Below are 16,331 nucleotides of genomic sequence, written 5' to 3'. Positions count from 1 at the left end.
GGTACGCTCCGGCGCATCCATCTACGCATGGCATGGATCTACCGGCTGTCCGTTAGCGGAACAACGCGTTCAACGCGGCCCCGGAAGCCGCCTGCTGCAGCCCATCGAAACGCCCCTCCTGCACGATCGGCTGTGTGGCCTGTATCAGCCCACCCCATGCCGCACGCGCAAGCGCACCGCCCAGGCTGACCCGGCGAACACCAAGTGCTGCGATGTCCTGCAGGTTCAGCGGTGTCGGTCCACCAACCAGCAGGTTCACCGGTTTTGACCCTGCAGCGGCAACCACCGCGCTGATCTGCTCGCGCGTGCTGATGCCAGGCGCATACAGCACATCGGCACCGGCCTCGGCATAGGCCCGCAGGCGCTGCAGGGTGTCCTGCAGATCCGGCACGCCGACGAAGAAGTTCTCCGCACGCCCGACCAGCAGCACGTCACCGCCTGCGCGGTCGATGGCTGCACGGGCAGCGCGCAGGCGCTCGACCGCCTGGTCGATGGGTCTCAGCGGTGCGTCGGCCACGCCGCTGGCGTCCTCGATCGACAACGCCGCGATGCCCGTGTCGAGCGCCGCGGCCACCGCCTCCTCCACCGCCTGCGGCGTAGCGCCGAAGCCATCACCGAAGTCGGCATTCAGCGGTAACGGGGTCGCCGCCGCCATCAGGCGCAGATGCTCCAGCGTGGCCGGCAACGAAACCGCGCCATCCGGCCGCCCTTCGCTCCAGGCACAGCCGGCACTGGTCGTGGCCAGGGCCTGGAAGCCCTGCCGCTGCAGGTAGCGGGCACTGCCCACGTCCCACGGATTGGGCAACACGAAGCAACCCTGCGCATGTAGCTGGCGGAAGGCCGCGCGCTTGCGCGGGGTGTCTGCATCGAACGAAGTCATGGCGGGTTCCAGGGCGACAGATCTGCACCCTAGCCCGCCGTCCGGTCGCGCTCAAGGCGACGAAGGCGCCCCTGCATGAGGTGATGCCCCCTGCTTATTGGACGCCACCGGCATCCCTGTCCGAGCGTGCTTGCCTGCCCACTCAATGCCGCCACGGAGCCCCTCATGCACCCGGACCCGCAGCCCCTCACCGACACCGGCGACGATGACGCCCACTGGGCCGACCTGCTTTCGCCGGCACGGCGCCGCCTGATCGCTTCGGCGGGTCTGGCCGCCGGCGGCCTGGCCAGTGCGTCGACCGGCACCGCAGCACCGCGCGGCAACGACGCGGTGAACACCACCGAGCCTGGCCGCCCCGGCTTCCGCGCCATCGTGCCGCCAGCGCCGGAAGGGCGCAGCCCCTGGGGCCAGGCCACGGCCAGCGAACCGACCCCGCGCCCGGCCAGCGTGCGTCCCGGCGAGGCCACGCTACCCGCGACCCCACGCGCCTACACCGACATCAAGAGCTATCACGCGCATATCTACTTCGACGAGGACAGCTTCGAGAAGGCTGCGCTGCTGCGGCGTTGGGCGGCCGAGCGCTTCCCGGTGGAGCTGGGCAACTGGAACCTGGAGCCACGCGGACCACACGTCACCCCGTCGTTCTATTTCGGCTTCACCAACGACCTGCTGCCGGTACTGGTGCCCTGGCTGCAGCTCAACAGCCTGGGCCTGACCATCCTGATCCACCCCAATACCGGTGATGGCCGCGCCGACCACCTGTATTACGCGTTGTGGGTGAACCGCGCGCAGCCGGTGAACGCCTACAACTGGCCGGCGCCGAAGCCGGGGGAACGGGAGCCGCTGGAGGAGGTGTTCCCGAACGTGGTGCCGACGGTGCCGCTGGAGACCTGACCCGCCTTTCCGGTGGGTGCGTAGCTTGCTGTGCACCTTGAGCCCCCTCCGGTGGGTGCGTAGCTTGCTGCGCACCGAACTTCCTTCTTCCACGCGTGGCGCGGCTCCCCCGACAAGGCTCTTGCCGCCATCGTCGCCCTACGTGCACGCATCCCGCGCCCGCACGGCGTTCAGCGCGCCTTGATCCGCCGCCCCGCATAGGGCCGCAAGCGCTTCGGCAGATTTCAAACAATCGATTGAAACGCAGCAAACTTCGCCGAACTGGACAGCATCCGCCGGTTCCGCCAGACTGCCGCCCTTTCCCGTCTTCCGGATCCCATGGCGAAGCTGCTGGTCCTGCACGGCCCCAACCTCAACCTGCTCGGCACCCGCGAGCCGGAGGTCTACGGCCACACCACGCTGGCCGACATCGACCAGGCGCTGGCGGCCCAGGCCTCGGCCGCCGGGCACGCGGTGGAGAGCCTGCAGTCCAATGCCGAGCACGTACTGGTGGACCGCGTGCAGGCCGCGCGCGACGACGGAACCGCTTTCATCCTGATCAACCCCGCCGCCTTCACCCACACCTCGGTGGCCCTGCGCGATGCGCTGGCGGCGGTGGCGGTGCCGTTCATCGAGATCCACCTGTCCAATCCGCATACCCGCGAACCGTTCCGCCAGCACAGCTACTTCAGTGACAAGGCCGTGGGCGTGGTCTGCGGCTTCGGCGCCGACAGCTACCGCTACGCGATGGACGCAGCGCTGCTGCGCGTGCAGGCGGACCGCGCGTGAACGTGCTGCCGCGCGTGCTTGCCGGCGTTCTGGCGTGGGCTGGCCTCTGCGGCGTGGCCACGGCATTCGACCGCAAAGACGAAGGCATCGACTGCGCGCATCCGACCACCACGATGGAGAGCGACCTGTCCGCCTCGGACGTGGCCGCAGCCGCTGATGTCGAACTCAATGCGGTGTATGCACAAGCCCGGCGCCAGCTGCGCACACCCGCCAACGGCGGCGGCTGCAGCTATTGCGGCGATGCCGAGCAGCAGCTGGTCCTGGCGCAGCGTGCCTGGATGCAGCTGCGCGACCACGACTGCAACGCCGTCTATGCCCTCAATTCCGATGGCACGGCGCGCAACGGCGCACAGATGCGCTGCCTGATCACCCTCGCGCGCGACCGCACACGGCAGCTGCGCGAGTTCTACGAACTGCTTTGACCCGAGCGCGATGCGCTTCCCACCACACTGACATCAAGAGCAAAGAGGCCACCATGGATCTCCGCAAAATCAAGAAGCTGATCGACCTGCTGGAAGAGTCGAACCTGGCTGAAATCGAAATCAAGGAAGGCGAAGAGTCGGTGCGCCTGTCGCGCGCCCCGGTGGCCGGCTATGCCGCCCCGGTCGCCGCCCCGGTGTATGCCGCTCCGGCCGCCCCGGCGCCGCAGGCGATGCCGATGCAGTCGCCGACCGAAGCCTCCACCGGCGGCACCGCCAAGCCAGGCCCGGCACTGCCGGAAGGCCACGTGCTGCGCTCGCCGATGGTCGGCACCTTCTACGCCTCGTCCGCCCCGGACAAGCCGGCCTTCGTCACCGTGGGCCAGCAGGTCAAGGAAGGCGAGACTCTGGCCATCATCGAAGCGATGAAGATGTTCAACCCGATCGAAGCCGACACGTCCGGCACCATCGTCGCCATCCTCGGCGAGAACGGCCAGCCGGTGGAATTCGACCAGCCGCTGTTCGTGATCGGCTGAGGGGCACGCCATGCTCGACAAAGTCGTCATCGCCAACCGAGGGGAAATCGCGCTGCGCATCCTGCGCGCGTGCCACACCCTCGGCATCCGCACGGTGGCCGTGCACTCCACGGTCGACCGCAACCTCAAGCACGTGGCCATGGCCGACGAGTCGGTCTGCATCGGCCCGGCGCCGTCGCCGCAGAGCTACCTCAACATCCCGGCACTGATCGCCGCGGCGGAAGTCACCGACGCCCAGGCCATCCACCCAGGCTACGGCTTCCTGTCGGAGAACGCCGACTTCGCCGAGCGCGTGGAAGAGTCCGGCTTCATCTTCATCGGCCCCAAGGCCGACACCATCCGCATGATGGGTGACAAGGTCGAAGCCATCCGCGCGATGAAGTCCGCCGGCGTGCCGTGCGTACCCGGCTCGGGCGGCCCGCTGGGCGAGGACATCGTCGCCAACACCAAGATCGCCCGTGAGATCGGCTACCCGGTCATCATCAAGGCAGCCGGTGGCGGCGGTGGCCGCGGCATGCGCGTGGTGCACGCCGAAGCCTCGCTGAAGACCTCCATCGAAACCACCAAGAGCGAGGCCAAGGCCGCGTTCGGCAATGGCGAGGTCTACATGGAGAAGTTCCTGGAGAATCCGCGCCACGTGGAGATCCAGGTGCTGGCCGACGGCCAGGGCAACGCCATCCACCTGGGTGAGCGCGACTGCTCGATGCAGCGCCGCCACCAGAAGGTGGTGGAAGAAGCGCCGGCACCGGGCATCACCGCCGAGCAGCGCGAGCAGATCGGCAAGGTGTGCACCGAAGCCTGCGTGCGTATCGGCTACCGTGGCGCCGGCACGTTCGAGTTCCTGTACGAGGACGGCCGCTTCTACTTCATCGAAATGAACACCCGCATCCAGGTGGAGCATCCGGTCACCGAAATGGTCACCGGCATCGACCTGGTGGCCGAGCAGCTGAAGATCGCCGCCGGCCAGAAGCTGTCGATCAAGCAGAGTGACGTGGTGCTGACCGGCCATGCCATCGAATGCCGCATCAACGCCGAAGATGCAGAAACCTTCGTGCCGAGCCCGGGCACCATCACCGGCTTCCATCCGCCGGGCGGCCCCGGCGTGCGCGTGGACACCCACATCTACAGTGGCTACCGCGTGCCGTCGAACTACGACTCGATGATCGGCAAGCTGATCGTGCACGGCCCGGACCGCGAAACCGCCATTGCCCGCATGCGCGTGGCACTGAGCGAAATGGTGGTCGATGGCATCAAGACCAACGTCGCCCTGCAGCAGCGGATCATGCGCGACAAGGGGTTCCAGGCCGGTGGCCAGAACATCCACTACCTGGAAAAGCGATTGGCCGAACGCAAGAACAAGCCGATCGCGCTGACCTGATCGGCGCCCAGTGCTGGACATGAAAAGGGCGGGGATATCCCCGCCCTTTTCTGTTGCTGTAGAGCCGAGCCCACGCTCGGCTTGCTGGAAAAGCAGCCGAGCGTGGGCTCGGCTCTACAGCAGGCGCATCAGCGCTTGTCGGCTGCTTCGGCCGGAATCTGCGAGTTCGCCAGCGGACGCACGCCATTGGGCGAGGTCGGGTCGACGATCACCATGGTCTCGGTCGAACCATCCGGCCACACCACCTGGAAGGTGCTGCCCGCCGGCAGCGACGCGAACGGCATGCCGCTCTGCGCGCGATAGACCGCGGCCACCTGGCTGGCACCGGCACGGCGCACGTCTTCCTGCGCCTTTACCGTGGTCAGTTCCACCTTCGACAGATGCCGGTAGCGATCTTCATAGGTATCGATCATCAACAGGCCAACCGCGCCGGCCGAGTAGGCCACGAACAGGGCCACCCAGAACCAGAACTTGGCCCCGTGCAGGAATCGGCGGTAGTTCATTGCTCGTTCCTCTTTCCAACCAATCGCTTGATCCATTCCTTCATCTTCCCAGCGCCCTGCCGCGATACCGCAGCGTCATACACGAAATCCCGGAAATCCTGCGTACCATCCTGCGAACAGATCCCTCCGTTCGCACAAAAACTGTTGACCAGCACACTGTCTGCCCCACACGGTAGACCGAGTTCGCAGGCCGCAAGCCGCCATGCGAGTTCACTGAGCTGCTCGCCCGCCACCAGCCCGTTGAGCGCACGGTCACCCGAGGCGCGCACGCCCATGCCCGGTGCGATCGCCATGAAGGCCTCCGGGTCGCGCGAGGTGCGCACCCGTTCAACCAGGTCACGGCGGTACTCGGGGCTGTCCTGCAGCGGCTCTCCCTCGGCGAACAACGCAGCCTCTGCAGCCAGATTGCCTTGTGCGGCCGCCTTGCGACGTTCGGACAGCACCAGGGCCGTGCCCAGCTTGTCGCCCGGCACGAAACCACCACAACGCTGCGCGACTCGTTCGCGCGCCTGCACCATCGCCGGCGCGGCGGTCAGGCCCAGCCCGGCCAGCACGTTGTTGTCCAGGCGGTAGCCACCCGGATCGACCGCGTACTGCGCGCAATAGTCATAGACACGGCTGAGCATCCAGCGCGCCTCGTGGTTGCCTTCGTCCGCCTGCACACGCAACCGCTGTGCATAGGCATACAGGTCGGTGGCGTCTTCGATATCGGCGCGGAGATCCAGGGGCAGCCCGGACGGCAATGCATTGCCACGCTCGAAGGGTGCCAGGCGGCGCGCGAGCGCCTCCGGCATCACCGGCAGCGGCGCCGCACTGTCAGTGGCTGCCACCCCACCTGCCAGATCCGCCGACGCCAGCGAAGAGGTCGCGGCATGGCCGCTGGCCCGATAACCGGCCACGCCCAGCACGGCCACGGCCGGCAGTACGAGCAACCAGGTTTTCAGGGTCGGAGCGAAGGCCATCGGCGGCGGTGAGCGATGCGGCGGACAGGAAAGCACGAAGTTTAGCAAGGCCCGACGGGCCTGTCTGAACGGGCTTCGTTCATCTCGGAGCGGCATCTCAGGCGATACGGAGACGCCCCGATGGTCTAGCATGGCCCCCTTTCCCGCGATTGCCCCCACCGCCATGCCGTTTCTGGAACTGACCCTGCGTTGCACCGAAGCTACCCAGCCCCGCTATGAGAATGCGCTGGAGGACGTCGGCGCACTGGCCGTCACGCTGCTTGATGCCGAGGCCGATACCAGCAACGAACAGGCCATCCTCGAGCCGGGCGTGGGCGAGACCCCGCTGTGGGACACGCTGGTGCTGAGCGCGCTGTTCCCCGCCGACAGCAACGCGCTGTTGCTGCTGGCCGCACTGGAATCCTTCGATCCGGAACTGGACTGGAGCAGCGGCAGCTTCCGCGCGGTCGAGGATGAAGACTGGGAACGCGCCTGGATCGACCAGTTCCAGCCGATGGACTTCGGCAGCCGTACCTGGATCGTGCCGTGGAACCATGAACTGCCCGATGCCGCGCAGGCCGCCGATGCCGCCGTGGTGCGGCTGGACCCGGGCCTGGCGTTCGGTTCGGGCACCCACCCGACCACCGCACTGTGCCTGCGCTGGCTGGACCAGTTGGCAGGCGATGGCCTGCTGCAGGGCCAGCGCGTGCTCGACTTCGGTTGCGGCTCGGGCATCCTCGCACTGGCCGCGCTGAAGCTGGGCGCCGCTGAAGCCATCGGCGTGGACAACGATCCGCAGGCCCTGGTCGCCACCGCCGACAATGCCGAACGCAACGGCGAACAGGCCCGCATGCACGTGTACCTGCCGCAGGACGAACCGGTCGCGACCTATCCGATCGTGGTCGCCAACATCCTCGCCTCGGCGCTGGATGCGCTGGCCGAACTGCTGGCCGCGCGCGTCGCTGCCGGTGGCCGCATCGCCCTGTCCGGCATCCTGCATGGCCAGGAAGGTGAACTGCTGCAGCGCTATGCGGCCTGGTTCGACGATCTGCAGGCCACCCAGGATGGCGACTGGATGCGCATCACCGGCGTGCGCCGCGCCTGATCGTGGTTGAATGACCGCTGGATCCGAGCCCGCGCCCTGAGCATGTCCGAGCCGAACCCACCGCGCCGTCCCCTGGCCACCTTCCTGCGCACCGCGCCGGAAGGTGAGCCCGCGCCTGCGACCGATGCGCGCACGCACGACGAAGCCGGGCACACAGCACCTGTGGAGCAGATGCCCGTCGAGCCCATCGACCTGGCACCCCCCTCGGCGACAGGGATGCGACACGACGATGACGTTGTCATCGTTGATGAAGCAGCGGCCATCGAACCGGCGCCGCTCGCGGTGCAGGCAGCAGCGGCCGCCAGTGATGCCCCCAGCTTCCTGGGCAGCACGCGCGCACGCACGCTGCCAGCACCCCGTTGGCACTGGCTGCTGGTCGGAGGGCTGGCATTGCTGCTGCTACTGCAGAGCGTGCTGGCCGACCGCGCGCGGCTGGCCGCCGACGCCGGCAACCGCGCGTGGCTGGGCACGCTGTGCGGCGTACTGCACTGCAGCCTGCCGGCCTGGCACGAACCCACCGCCTTCACCATGACCAGCCGCGAGATCCGGCCGCTGCCCGGGCAGGCCGGCGTGCTGCAGGTGCAGGCCAGCATCCGTAACGACGCACGTTGGGCACAGGCGTGGCCAGACCTGCGCCTGTCACTGTCCGATGCCGATGGCCGGGTGATCGGCAGCGGCGTGTTCACGCCCACGCAGTACCTGGGTGAGAACCCCGGCACAGCCCTGCTGGAACCGGGCCAGAGCGCGCGCGTCGCGTTCCGGGTACAGGAGCCTGCTGCATCCACCGTCGCATTCACCTTCGACTTCCTCTGACCGGGGTGAGGCGACCAGCCGTGGCAGGCCGGGCACGCTCGCGCTAGACTGGCCGCCACCACCTCGTCCGGCCGCGCGCTCCGCGCGCACGGGCCAACCGAATCGGGAACCCCCTTGAACGCTGTCCTTTCTCGTCCTGACAACAGTCGTGGCGCTCCCCGGCCACCGCTGCGTGAACACGTCGCCCAGTCCGTGCGCCGCTACCTGCGTGACCTTGATGGCTGCGATGCGGACGATGTCTACGAGATCGTGCTGCGCGAGATGGAGATCCCGCTGTTCGTGGAAGTGCTCAACCACTGCGAAGGCAACCAGAGCCGCGCCGCGGCGATGCTGGGCATCCACCGTGCCACCCTGCGCAAGAAGCTGAAGGAATACGGCATCAGCGCGTAAGCGCAGCCCGCCGGGCATGGCCCGGCGCTACCGATGCCCGAACCACCCGGCTCCAGTAGATCCACGCCATGCGTGGATGGAGACCCGGCGGGATCAGCCGCCCCCGCCTGCCTTCCAGTAGTACCGCACCACATGGAAGAACACCGGCGCGGCGAAACACACCGAATCCAGCCGGTCGAGCATGCCGCCATGGCCCTCGATCATGTGGCCCCAATCCTTGATGCCACGGTCACGCTTGATCGCCGACATCACCAGGCCGCCCCAGAACCCCATCAGGTTGATCAGCAGCGACAGGCCGAACGCCTGCAGCGGCGTGAACGGGGTGATCCACCACAGCGCCGCACCCAGCGCGCTGGCACTCAGCACGCCGCCCACGAAGCCCTCCACTGTCTTCGACGGCGACAGCTTCGGTGCAATCAGATGCCTGCCCAGCAGCTTGCCCCAGATGTACTGCAGCACGTCCGAGGACTGCACCACGATCACCAGGAAGGCGAACAGCAGCACGTTGCGCGACGGATCATGGCCGGGCACGTGCAGGTTCAGCAGCAGCGGCACATGCGAGATGCAGAACACGCAGATCATCAGCCCCCATTGCACCTTCGCGGTCCGCTCCAGGTAGTGCGTGGTATCGCCACCGATGGTCGACAGGATCGGCAGGAACAGGAACGCATAGACCGGAATCAGCAGCGTGTACATGCCGTACCAGTCGATCCACACCAGGTAGTACTGCCACGGCAGGACGACGTAGAACGCGGCCAGCAGCGCGTAGTAGTCGCCCGAGCGGGTCGGCGCCAGGGTGATGAACTCGCGCAGCGCGAACAGCGAGATGATCGCGAACAGCACGATCACCCCGGCACGGCCGAAGAACAACGCCAGCCCGACCACGATGGCCATCACCCACCAGGCGCGGATGCGCGAGACCAGGTTGGCGATGACCGCACTGGGCTGTCCGCGCTGGCGCCAGCGCAGGGTCTCGGCCACCAGCGTGGCCAGCACCAGCACCGCGCCGACACCGGCGAACAGCAGGCCGGTCTGCTGGCCGACACTCTGCGTTGCCAGATCGCCAGATACATCCAACACGAAACTCATGCACGACCTCCATTCGGCGCCAAGTCCAGCAGCGCCTGCCGGCTGCGGGCCAGGAAGGCGGCCTTGTCCTCGTCGGCCTGCAGTCGCAGCGGCGTACCGAAGGTAGCCGTGCACAACAAGGGCAGCGGCAGGAACCGGCCCTTCGGCATCACCCGCTTCAGGTTGTCGATCCACACCGGCACGAATTCCAGCTCCGGCCGTTGCCGGGCCAGATGGTAGATGCCGCTCTTGAACGGCAGCAACGGCTCATCGCCCACGTTGCGCGTGCCTTCCGGAAACAGGATCAGCGAGCAGTCTTCGTCCACCGCGTCACGCAGGGCCTGCAGCGGATCCTGCTGGCGATGACCGGCCTCGCGCTCGACCAGCACGCCGTTGAACACCGCATCGATCAGGTAGCGACGCAGCCCATCGCGCTGCCAGTACTCGGCAGCAGCAACCGGGCGCACCTGCCGCCGCAATGCCGGTGGCATCGACGACCAGATCAGCACGAAGTCACCATGGCTGGCATGGTTGCCGTAATACACGCGTCGCTCGCTGGACGGCGCGCAACCGATCCACAGCGCGCGGGCGCCAGTCACCACATGGATCGCACCACTGCAGGCGCGGGCAATCAGTTCGGCGAACATTGGTCCCTCCCGTTCACGTCTGCGGCCACAACACGGCCAGCACCAGCAGTGCGAACTGCACCGCGGTCAGCAGGTACTGGCGCAACAGCAGGCGGCGCATGCCGGCCCAGCGCGCGTCCCAGCCGCGCAGGGGCGCATCGGGCGACGCGCGGCGCAGGCCGCTGTCCTGCAGCACCTGATCGGTGCGGCGCGCGGCGGCATCGCCGTCCAGGCCCTCATCGCGCAGCAGCTGCAGCAGGCTGGCGTCCAGCGCCACCCGCCACGCGTGGTACGTCTGAGCCACCCCCGCAAACATGCTGGCCAGCAGCAACCCTGCAGCGATCATCGCCAGGCCCGGCTCGGTGCCGAGCAGCAGCAATGCCACCAGCAGCAGCCCCAGCGACAGGCCTGCCGGCCAACGCCCCTGCCGCAACAGCAGCTGCATGGTCGCAATGTCAGGCGTCGTGCTCATGCAGGGTTTCCGGCGGCAACGGTGATCGCGCGCAGGTGCGCCTTGCCCAGCACGATGCTCGGACGCGTGGCACGCACGATCGCCACCGCCGCATCGGCATCCGCCGCACGACCGCTGCGCAGCAGCCAGGTCGCCACGCTGGCGGAACTGCGCGAATAGCCCAGTGCACAGCACACCAGCAACGGCCCCTGCGCACGCAGGCGCGCGATGGCCTCAGCTGCCTCGCGCAGCTGCTCCGGTTCCGGCACCACCAGGTCCAGCATCGGCACACCGGCGTACGCCGCACCCGGCGCGCGGCAGGACAGCTCGGCGCAGGCATCGACCACGCCCACCAAAGGTGTCGGCAATGCCGTGCAGGGAATCCGGCCCAGCCACACGCCGTCCAGCACCGGCACTGGCTGCGGCACACGCCGCGTCCACAGCCGCGAGTTGATCCAGGCGGCGCCCAGGTACGGCGCCAGCAGCCAGCGCGCCGCCATGGTCAGGCGACCATCGGCGCGCTTCTGGAACACCGCCGTACCCAGCCCGGCATACGCCAGCGCCACCAGCAGCAGCGACACCACCGGCCACAGCAGCCACAACGACGCGCCACGCAGCATTACCACCGGCACCAACAACAGCACTGCCCCCAGCAGGTACAACGCCGCCAATCGCCACCGTTTGGCATCACGCGCGGTGCGCCAGGCACGCAAGGGGGGCGTGCCCTGCTCCGGCCACAGCCACACGCACAGCCAGCCGGCCAGCAGCCCGGTCGGGATGTCGATGAAATGGTGCTGGAACGTGGTCAGCACCGAGACACCGATCAGCAGTGCCCACACATGCAGCACCCAACGCCACATGCCGTGCAGGTACTGCGCGAACTTCACCCACAGCACGATCAGCAGCACGATGTGCAGCGATGGCGCCTGGTTGAACGGCTTGTCGAAGCCCAGCAGCACATCGAACAGCCAACCGAACACGCCGCCGATCTCCGGCCGTTCGAAGCTGAAGCGCAGCGGCCACAGCAGAAAGCAGGTCACCGCGATCAGCTGTGCACTGAGCAGGCGCAGCGCATGCCGGTCCAGTTCGAGGCGCTGTCGGCACAGAAAGAACGAGACCGCATAGAACAGGTCGATCGACCAGTACGGCACGATCGTCCACGGCACGAACGGAATGTGCGCCTCCCACGCGAACGCCATCACCGGCAACGCGGCGTGGCGACCGGCCATCCAGTTGGCGAAGCCATAGCTGGCGAAGAAGAACGGGCCCAGCAGGGCCAGCCACAGCAGGGCGCGCCGCCAGGGGCGCCCTTCCGCGGCCAGCGGGGTGGCGGCGAGCGTCGCCATCACGCGGTCCGGCGCGCCAGCGACACGGTGAAGATGCCGAAGTCATCGATACGCTGCGCCACCTTCTCGAACCCAGCCAGGCGCACCAGCTCATCCATCTCCTGCTGGGTACGGCGGCGCATCACCCACGCGGCGCCGCCGCGGTGGCTGGTCAGCGCGCGGGCGATGAATTCCAGCTGCGGGTGCCAGGGCTGGCCGGTGTAGGCCAGATAGCCGCCCACCGGCACCGTTGCGGCAATACCCTTCAGCGAGCGCATCACGGCATCGTTGTCGGGGAACAGTTCGTACAGGCCCGATACCACCGCCAGCGTCGGCGCCGGGTCCACCGCCGCCAGCTGCGCCGGATCGAACGCATCGCCCTGCTCGAAGCGTGCGATGTCGGCCGCACCGAGGCGCTCGATCAAGGCCTGGCCCTGGATCACGTTCAGATCGCTGAAATCACGCAGCACGATGCGGTCGGCGCGCTGTTCGCCCTGGCCCAGCGCTTCCAGCACATAGCGGCCATGCCCGGCGGCCACGTCCAGCACGCGCACCGGTGTGCCCTGCCCGCGCAGGCGCTGGGCAGCATCGCGCAGCAGTTCCTGCAGGTGCTGGCCACGGATGCGGATTCCGCGCCAGCCGATTGCGTCCAGGTAATTGCGGTCGACCATGCGCCCCAGCGGGCCGTTGCCGCGCGCTTGGTCGCGATAGATGTAGTCCAGCGTGCTGCCGGAATCGAAACCGGTCTGCAGGCCCAGTGCGATGCCTTCGGACAACGTGCCGCCGAAACGCAGGCCGCCACGCACCACGCGCCAGCGCAGGTCGGCCAGGCTGTTACGTTCCGGTGGCCACGCCAGGATCTCCGATTCCTCGAAGGTCGGCCCATGCCGGTGTGCGTCACGACGCGACAACTCGCGCAGCGGTTCGGCGAAGCGCGCCTGGATGAAACTGCGGATGCGCGCCAGTGCCGGCGCGCGATCACGTTCGCCCAGGGTGTCGTGGAAGAAGCCCGGCAGGTGCACGCGCTCCTTGATCGGGCTGGACAGGCGCTCGTAGAAGCGGTCCTGTGGGCCACGATGCACGACGAAGTCGGAGCCGGACACCAGCAGCTGCACCGGCACGCTGATCGCCTGCGCATCGGCCACGATGCGGTCGGCGGCCTCGTACAGGCCCAGCAACACGCGCACCGAGATCGGGCGGGTGATCAGCGGATCGGTGCGGTAGCTTTCCACCCGTGCCGGGTCGTGGGTCAGCCACTGCGGCTTGACGTAGCTGTTGACGAAGAAATTGCCGCGCAGCTTCTGCATCAATGCCAGGCCCGGGCGTGCGAACGGCACGTACAGCTTCACCTTGAACGCCGGCGAAGCCATCACCAGCGCACGCAGGCGCGGCGCGTAATCGTGCACCCAGGTCGCGGCAACCACCGCCCCCACGCTCTGCGCGATCACCACGATGTCTTCCACCGCGATACCGTGCTCGGCGCCGATGTGGGCAATGAAGCTGTCCAGATCACGCACCAGCGCCGGGAAGCCCGGTGCATCGCCACGTGCACCCGGCGAGCGGCCATTGCCGCGCGCATCCCAGGCGAAGAAGGCGGTGTCGGGCAGGTCCAGCTCATCGACCAGGTGGGTGACCCGGCCGGAGTGCTCGTGGCCGCGGTGCAGCAGCACGATGGCCTTGGTGGCCGGGGTTGCGGTGGTGCCCGCCCAGTACCGGTAGAACAGCGGTACCTGGTCGAAGCTGTGGAATTCCCGTTCCTGCGCCTGACGCATGCAATCTCCTGATTGTCTTTTTGTATCTGCTTGATTAATTCGGCGAAACCGCCGCTTCCCGCAGTCCGCGACGGACGCGGTTGATCATCGTCAGCACGCACAACACTGCCATGGCTGCGGCCACGCCGCTGACCGTCAGTGCACCGCCCCAGCCGAAGGCCAGCAGCAAGCCCAGCGCACCGATCACGAAGGCGCGGTCGCTCTTGCCCATCGGGCCGTCATAGCGGCGGCTGGCACCGACCATCAGCCCCAGCACGCCGGCGTACTCGCTCAGCGCCGCCGTCCAGGCCAGCAGCCACAGCGCCTCCGGGCGCACGCCGGGTACGCTGAGCAGGCTCAGGTACAGCGCCGCATCGGCGATCACATCGCACACTTCGTTCAGATAGGCGCCCAGCCGCGATTGCTGGCCGAATTCGCGCGCCAGCATGCCGTCCACGGCGTTGAGCGCCATGCGCAGCAGCATCCACAACGGCAGCAGCAGGTACAGCAGAGGCTGGGTCGGCGCGCAGCACCACACGGCCGCGGCCACCAGCAGCGAGGCCACGGCGGCGGCCACGGTCACCGTATTGGCAGTGATCCCCATGCGGAACAGACCGCGTACGGCTGGACGCAACAGGTCCTGGAAACGTCCCTTCAATGCATAGATCGACATGATCCGTACCCGCTGATCCTTGGCAGTGCGGGCACAGCCTACCCCATCGTTGGCAGATTCCGACAACCCGGCTCTGGTCCGCAGCCCAGACTCCGGATCGGGCCGGATCGGTGTGCCCGACCCGGCCTTACACCGATTGCCACGGCAAATTACCCCTTCCAGCGCCCGCCACGGGCCCCCACCGCCTACAATATCGGCCCCGCTCCGCTGCCGATTCTGTCCCATGACTGCTGATCTGTTGCCCGTCCGCCGGGCCCTCCTCTCCGTTTCCGACAAGACCGGTCTGGTCGAGCTGGCCACTGCGCTGGCGGCACGCGGCGTGGAGCTGCTGTCCACCGGCGGCACCGCCAAGGCAATCCGCGATGCGGGCCTGGCCGTGAAGGACGTGGCCGACGTCACCGGTTTCCCGGAAATGATGGACGGCCGCGTCAAGACCCTGCACCCGATGGTGCACGGCGGCCTGCTGGGCCGTTCGGGCCTGGATGATGCGGTGATGGCCGAGCACGGCATCGGCGCCATCGACCTGCTGGTGCTGAACCTGTACCCGTTCGAATCGGTCACCGCCAAGGCCGACTGCACCCTGGCCGATGCGGTCGAGAACATCGACATCGGCGGCCCGGCCATGCTGCGTTCGGCGGCCAAGAACTTCGCCCGCGTGGCAGTGGCCACCGACCCGTCGCAGTACGCCGAACTGCTGGCCTCGCTGGACGCCCACGACGGCCAGCTGTCGGCCGCCACCCGCTTTGCGTTCTCGGTGGCCGCGTTCAACCGCGTCGCCCAGTACGACGCGGCGATCAGCAACTACCTGTCGGCGGTCACCGCCACCGACGCCGCCGTGCCGGCCCGTGCCGAGTACCCGGCGCAGATGAACTCCACCTTCGTGAAGGTGATGGACCTGCGCTACGGCGAGAACCCGCACCAGAGCGGCGCCTTCTACCGCGACCTGTACCCGGTGCCGGGCACGCTGGCCACGTTCCAGCAGCTGCAGGGCAAGGAACTGAGCTTCAACAACCTGGCCGACGCCGATGCGGCGTGGGAATGCGTGCGACAGTTCGAGGCGCCGGCCTGCGTGATCGTCAAGCACGCCAACCCGTGCGGCGTGGCCGTCGGTGCCGGCAACGGCGATGCCTACGAGCTGGCCTACGCCACCGACCCGACCAGCGCCTTCGGCGGCATCATCGCCTTCAACACGCCGCTGGACGCCGCCACCGCCAAGGTGATCCTCGACCGCCAGTTCGTCGAAGTGCTGATCGCCCCGGACTACGAGCCGGCCGCGCTGGAATACGCGCAGAAGAAGGCCAACGTGCGCGTGCTGCGCATCCCGCATGGCGATGGCCTGAACAACTTCGACAGCAAGCGCGTCGGCTCGGGCCTGTTGCTGCAGTCCTCGGACAACCGCGGCATGACCCGCGACGAGCTGAAGGTGGTCAGCAAGCTGGCGCCGACCGACAAGCAGTTCACCGACCTGCTGTTTGCCTGGAAGGTGGCCAAGTTCGTGAAGTCCAACGCGATCGTCTACGCCAAGGACAACCGCACCATCGGCGTCGGCGCTGGCCAGATGAGCCGCGTGTACTCGGCGCGCATCGCCGGCATCAAGGCCGCTGATGCAAACCTGGTGGTCGAGGGTTCGGTGATGGCCTCCGATGCGTTCTTCCCGTTCCGCGACGGCATCGATGCCGCCGCTGCCGCCGGCATCAAGGCGGTCATCCAGCCGGGCGGTTCGATGCGCGATGCCGAAGTGATCGCCGCCGCCGACGAACATGGCCTGGCCATGGTGTTCACCGGCGTGCGCCACTTCCGCCACTGATTG

18 protein-coding genes are annotated in these 16,331 nt (G+C 67.8%); 9 read left to right on the top strand and 9 right to left on the bottom strand.

The window, feature by feature from the left end; genetic code table 11:
* Positions 1-52: 52 nt before the first annotated feature.
* A complete protein-coding gene (locus N5D20_RS09015; protein WP_197579671.1) occupies positions 53-880 on the bottom strand; it encodes an isocitrate lyase/phosphoenolpyruvate mutase family protein in 828 nt (275 codons plus the stop codon).
* A gap of 165 nt (positions 881-1,045) precedes the next feature.
* On the opposite strand from N5D20_RS09015, the gene N5D20_RS09010 reads away from it, so the two are divergent.
* From N5D20_RS09010 to accC, 5 genes are all read left to right on the top strand, one after another.
* Complete coding sequence (locus tag N5D20_RS09010) at positions 1,046-1,774, top strand: DOPA 4,5-dioxygenase family protein (protein ID WP_197579673.1); 729 nt, start codon at positions 1,046-1,048, stop codon at positions 1,772-1,774.
* A gap of 318 nt (positions 1,775-2,092) precedes the next feature.
* Positions 2,093-2,542 carry a type II 3-dehydroquinate dehydratase gene (gene aroQ / locus N5D20_RS09005; RefSeq protein WP_197579675.1) on the top strand — a complete coding sequence of 150 codons (450 nt, stop codon included), beginning with the start codon at positions 2,093-2,095 and terminating at the stop codon, positions 2,540-2,542.
* The gene (locus tag N5D20_RS09000; RefSeq protein ID WP_197579677.1) at positions 2,539-2,964 is read left to right on the top strand and encodes a lysozyme inhibitor LprI family protein; all 426 of its coding nucleotides are present in this window, start codon (positions 2,539-2,541) and stop codon (positions 2,962-2,964) included. Before aroQ ends, N5D20_RS09000 begins: the two co-directional genes overlap by 4 nt.
* A 53-nt stretch (positions 2,965-3,017) precedes the next feature.
* Entirely contained in the window at positions 3,018-3,497 is a 480-nt protein-coding gene (gene accB, locus N5D20_RS08995) for an acetyl-CoA carboxylase biotin carboxyl carrier protein (RefSeq protein ID WP_005411252.1), read from the top strand.
* A gap of 10 nt (positions 3,498-3,507) precedes the next feature.
* Positions 3,508-4,875, top strand: coding sequence for an acetyl-CoA carboxylase biotin carboxylase subunit (gene accC, locus N5D20_RS08990; RefSeq protein ID WP_032129559.1), 1,368 nt, complete (start codon positions 3,508-3,510; stop codon positions 4,873-4,875).
* Positions 4,876-5,003: 128 nt separating this feature from the next.
* Here accC and N5D20_RS08985 read toward each other — a convergent pair whose 3' ends face one another.
* Both N5D20_RS08985 and N5D20_RS08980 read right to left on the bottom strand, forming a co-directional pair.
* Positions 5,004-5,378 carry a hypothetical protein gene (locus N5D20_RS08985; protein ID WP_010481078.1) on the bottom strand — a complete coding sequence of 125 codons (375 nt, stop codon included), beginning with the start codon at positions 5,376-5,378 and terminating at the stop codon, positions 5,004-5,006.
* Positions 5,375-6,340, bottom strand: a complete 966-nt coding sequence (locus N5D20_RS08980) for a hypothetical protein (RefSeq protein ID WP_010481077.1) — start codon at positions 6,338-6,340, stop codon at positions 5,375-5,377. Before N5D20_RS08980 ends, N5D20_RS08985 begins: the two co-directional genes overlap by 4 nt.
* A gap of 163 nt (positions 6,341-6,503) precedes the next feature.
* On the opposite strand from N5D20_RS08980, the gene prmA reads away from it, so the two are divergent.
* From prmA to fis, 3 genes are all read left to right on the top strand, one after another.
* On the top strand, positions 6,504-7,424 hold the full coding sequence (gene prmA / locus N5D20_RS08975; protein WP_049452982.1) for a 50S ribosomal protein L11 methyltransferase: 921 nt from the start codon (positions 6,504-6,506) through the stop codon (positions 7,422-7,424).
* Positions 7,425-7,466: 42 nt separating this feature from the next.
* The gene (locus N5D20_RS08970) at positions 7,467-8,237 is read left to right on the top strand and encodes a DUF3426 domain-containing protein (RefSeq protein WP_197579486.1); all 771 of its coding nucleotides are present in this window, start codon (positions 7,467-7,469) and stop codon (positions 8,235-8,237) included.
* Between the two features lie 114 nt (positions 8,238-8,351).
* Positions 8,352-8,627, top strand: a complete 276-nt coding sequence (gene fis / locus N5D20_RS08965; protein WP_005419706.1) for a DNA-binding transcriptional regulator Fis — start codon at positions 8,352-8,354, stop codon at positions 8,625-8,627.
* Between the two features lie 93 nt (positions 8,628-8,720).
* Here fis and N5D20_RS08960 read toward each other — a convergent pair whose 3' ends face one another.
* Genes N5D20_RS08960 through N5D20_RS08935 form a run of 6 tightly spaced genes read right to left on the bottom strand, consistent with a single transcriptional unit; the run spans position 8,721 to position 14,521 of the window.
* Positions 8,721-9,716: a phosphatidate cytidylyltransferase gene (locus tag N5D20_RS08960; RefSeq protein WP_049480684.1), complete on the bottom strand. Its 996-nt coding sequence runs from the start codon at positions 9,714-9,716 to the stop codon at positions 8,721-8,723.
* The gene (locus N5D20_RS08955) at positions 9,713-10,342 is read right to left on the bottom strand and encodes a lysophospholipid acyltransferase family protein (protein WP_005411260.1); all 630 of its coding nucleotides are present in this window, start codon (positions 10,340-10,342) and stop codon (positions 9,713-9,715) included. The genes N5D20_RS08960 and N5D20_RS08955 overlap by 4 nt, the downstream gene beginning before the upstream one ends.
* Positions 10,343-10,355: 13 nt before the next feature.
* Positions 10,356-10,793, bottom strand: a complete 438-nt coding sequence (locus tag N5D20_RS08950; RefSeq protein ID WP_054172621.1) for a hypothetical protein — start codon at positions 10,791-10,793, stop codon at positions 10,356-10,358.
* A complete protein-coding gene (locus N5D20_RS08945) occupies positions 10,790-12,094 on the bottom strand; it encodes a dual specificity protein phosphatase family protein (RefSeq protein WP_197579498.1) in 1,305 nt (434 codons plus the stop codon). Before N5D20_RS08945 ends, N5D20_RS08950 begins: the two co-directional genes overlap by 4 nt.
* Before the next feature lie 23 nt (positions 12,095-12,117).
* Positions 12,118-13,869: a bifunctional alpha/beta hydrolase/class I SAM-dependent methyltransferase gene (locus tag N5D20_RS08940; RefSeq protein WP_197579487.1), complete on the bottom strand. Its 1,752-nt coding sequence runs from the start codon at positions 13,867-13,869 to the stop codon at positions 12,118-12,120.
* A 34-nt stretch (positions 13,870-13,903) separates the two neighbouring features.
* Positions 13,904-14,521, bottom strand: a complete 618-nt coding sequence (locus N5D20_RS08935) for a CDP-alcohol phosphatidyltransferase family protein (RefSeq protein ID WP_191863410.1) — start codon at positions 14,519-14,521, stop codon at positions 13,904-13,906.
* Positions 14,522-14,744: 223 nt separating this feature from the next.
* Between N5D20_RS08935 and purH the strand changes: the two genes are divergently transcribed.
* Complete coding sequence (gene purH / locus N5D20_RS08930) at positions 14,745-16,328, top strand: bifunctional phosphoribosylaminoimidazolecarboxamide formyltransferase/IMP cyclohydrolase (RefSeq protein WP_197579488.1); 1,584 nt, start codon at positions 14,745-14,747, stop codon at positions 16,326-16,328.
* Positions 16,329-16,331: the final 3 nt, after the last annotated feature.

The sequence above is a fragment of the Stenotrophomonas sp. GD03877 genome, assembly GCF_029840555.1.
Classification (GTDB): Bacteria; Pseudomonadota; Gammaproteobacteria; order Xanthomonadales; family Xanthomonadaceae; genus Stenotrophomonas; species Stenotrophomonas geniculata.
Note: the sequence above shows the minus strand (reverse complement) of the source record. Positions and strands in the feature narration are given on the sequence as shown.

What these genes read in the sequence shown, in the direction of transcription:
- N5D20_RS09015 (WP_197579671.1), bottom strand. Translation starts at nt 880, where the DNA reads ATGACTTCGTTCGATGCAGACACCCCGCGCAAGCGCGCGGCCTTCCGC.
- N5D20_RS09010 (WP_197579673.1), top strand. Translation starts at nt 1,046, where the DNA reads ATGCACCCGGACCCGCAGCCCCTCACCGACACCGGCGACGATGACGCC.
- aroQ (WP_197579675.1), top strand. Translation starts at nt 2,093, where the DNA reads ATGGCGAAGCTGCTGGTCCTGCACGGCCCCAACCTCAACCTGCTCGGC.
- accB (WP_005411252.1), top strand. Translation starts at nt 3,018, where the DNA reads ATGGATCTCCGCAAAATCAAGAAGCTGATCGACCTGCTGGAAGAGTCG.
- accC (WP_032129559.1), top strand. Translation starts at nt 3,508, where the DNA reads ATGCTCGACAAAGTCGTCATCGCCAACCGAGGGGAAATCGCGCTGCGC.
- N5D20_RS08985 (WP_010481078.1), bottom strand. Translation starts at nt 5,378, where the DNA reads ATGAACTACCGCCGATTCCTGCACGGGGCCAAGTTCTGGTTCTGGGTG.
- N5D20_RS08980 (WP_010481077.1), bottom strand. Translation starts at nt 6,340, where the DNA reads ATGGCCTTCGCTCCGACCCTGAAAACCTGGTTGCTCGTACTGCCGGCC.
- prmA (WP_049452982.1), top strand. Translation starts at nt 6,504, where the DNA reads ATGCCGTTTCTGGAACTGACCCTGCGTTGCACCGAAGCTACCCAGCCC.
- N5D20_RS08970 (WP_197579486.1), top strand. Translation starts at nt 7,467, where the DNA reads ATGTCCGAGCCGAACCCACCGCGCCGTCCCCTGGCCACCTTCCTGCGC.
- N5D20_RS08960 (WP_049480684.1), bottom strand. Translation starts at nt 9,716, where the DNA reads ATGAGTTTCGTGTTGGATGTATCTGGCGATCTGGCAACGCAGAGTGTC.
- N5D20_RS08955 (WP_005411260.1), bottom strand. Translation starts at nt 10,342, where the DNA reads ATGTTCGCCGAACTGATTGCCCGCGCCTGCAGTGGTGCGATCCATGTG.
- N5D20_RS08950 (WP_054172621.1), bottom strand. Translation starts at nt 10,793, where the DNA reads ATGAGCACGACGCCTGACATTGCGACCATGCAGCTGCTGTTGCGGCAG.
- N5D20_RS08940 (WP_197579487.1), bottom strand. Translation starts at nt 13,869, where the DNA reads ATGCGTCAGGCGCAGGAACGGGAATTCCACAGCTTCGACCAGGTACCG.
- N5D20_RS08935 (WP_191863410.1), bottom strand. Translation starts at nt 14,521, where the DNA reads ATGTCGATCTATGCATTGAAGGGACGTTTCCAGGACCTGTTGCGTCCA.
- purH (WP_197579488.1), top strand. Translation starts at nt 14,745, where the DNA reads ATGACTGCTGATCTGTTGCCCGTCCGCCGGGCCCTCCTCTCCGTTTCC.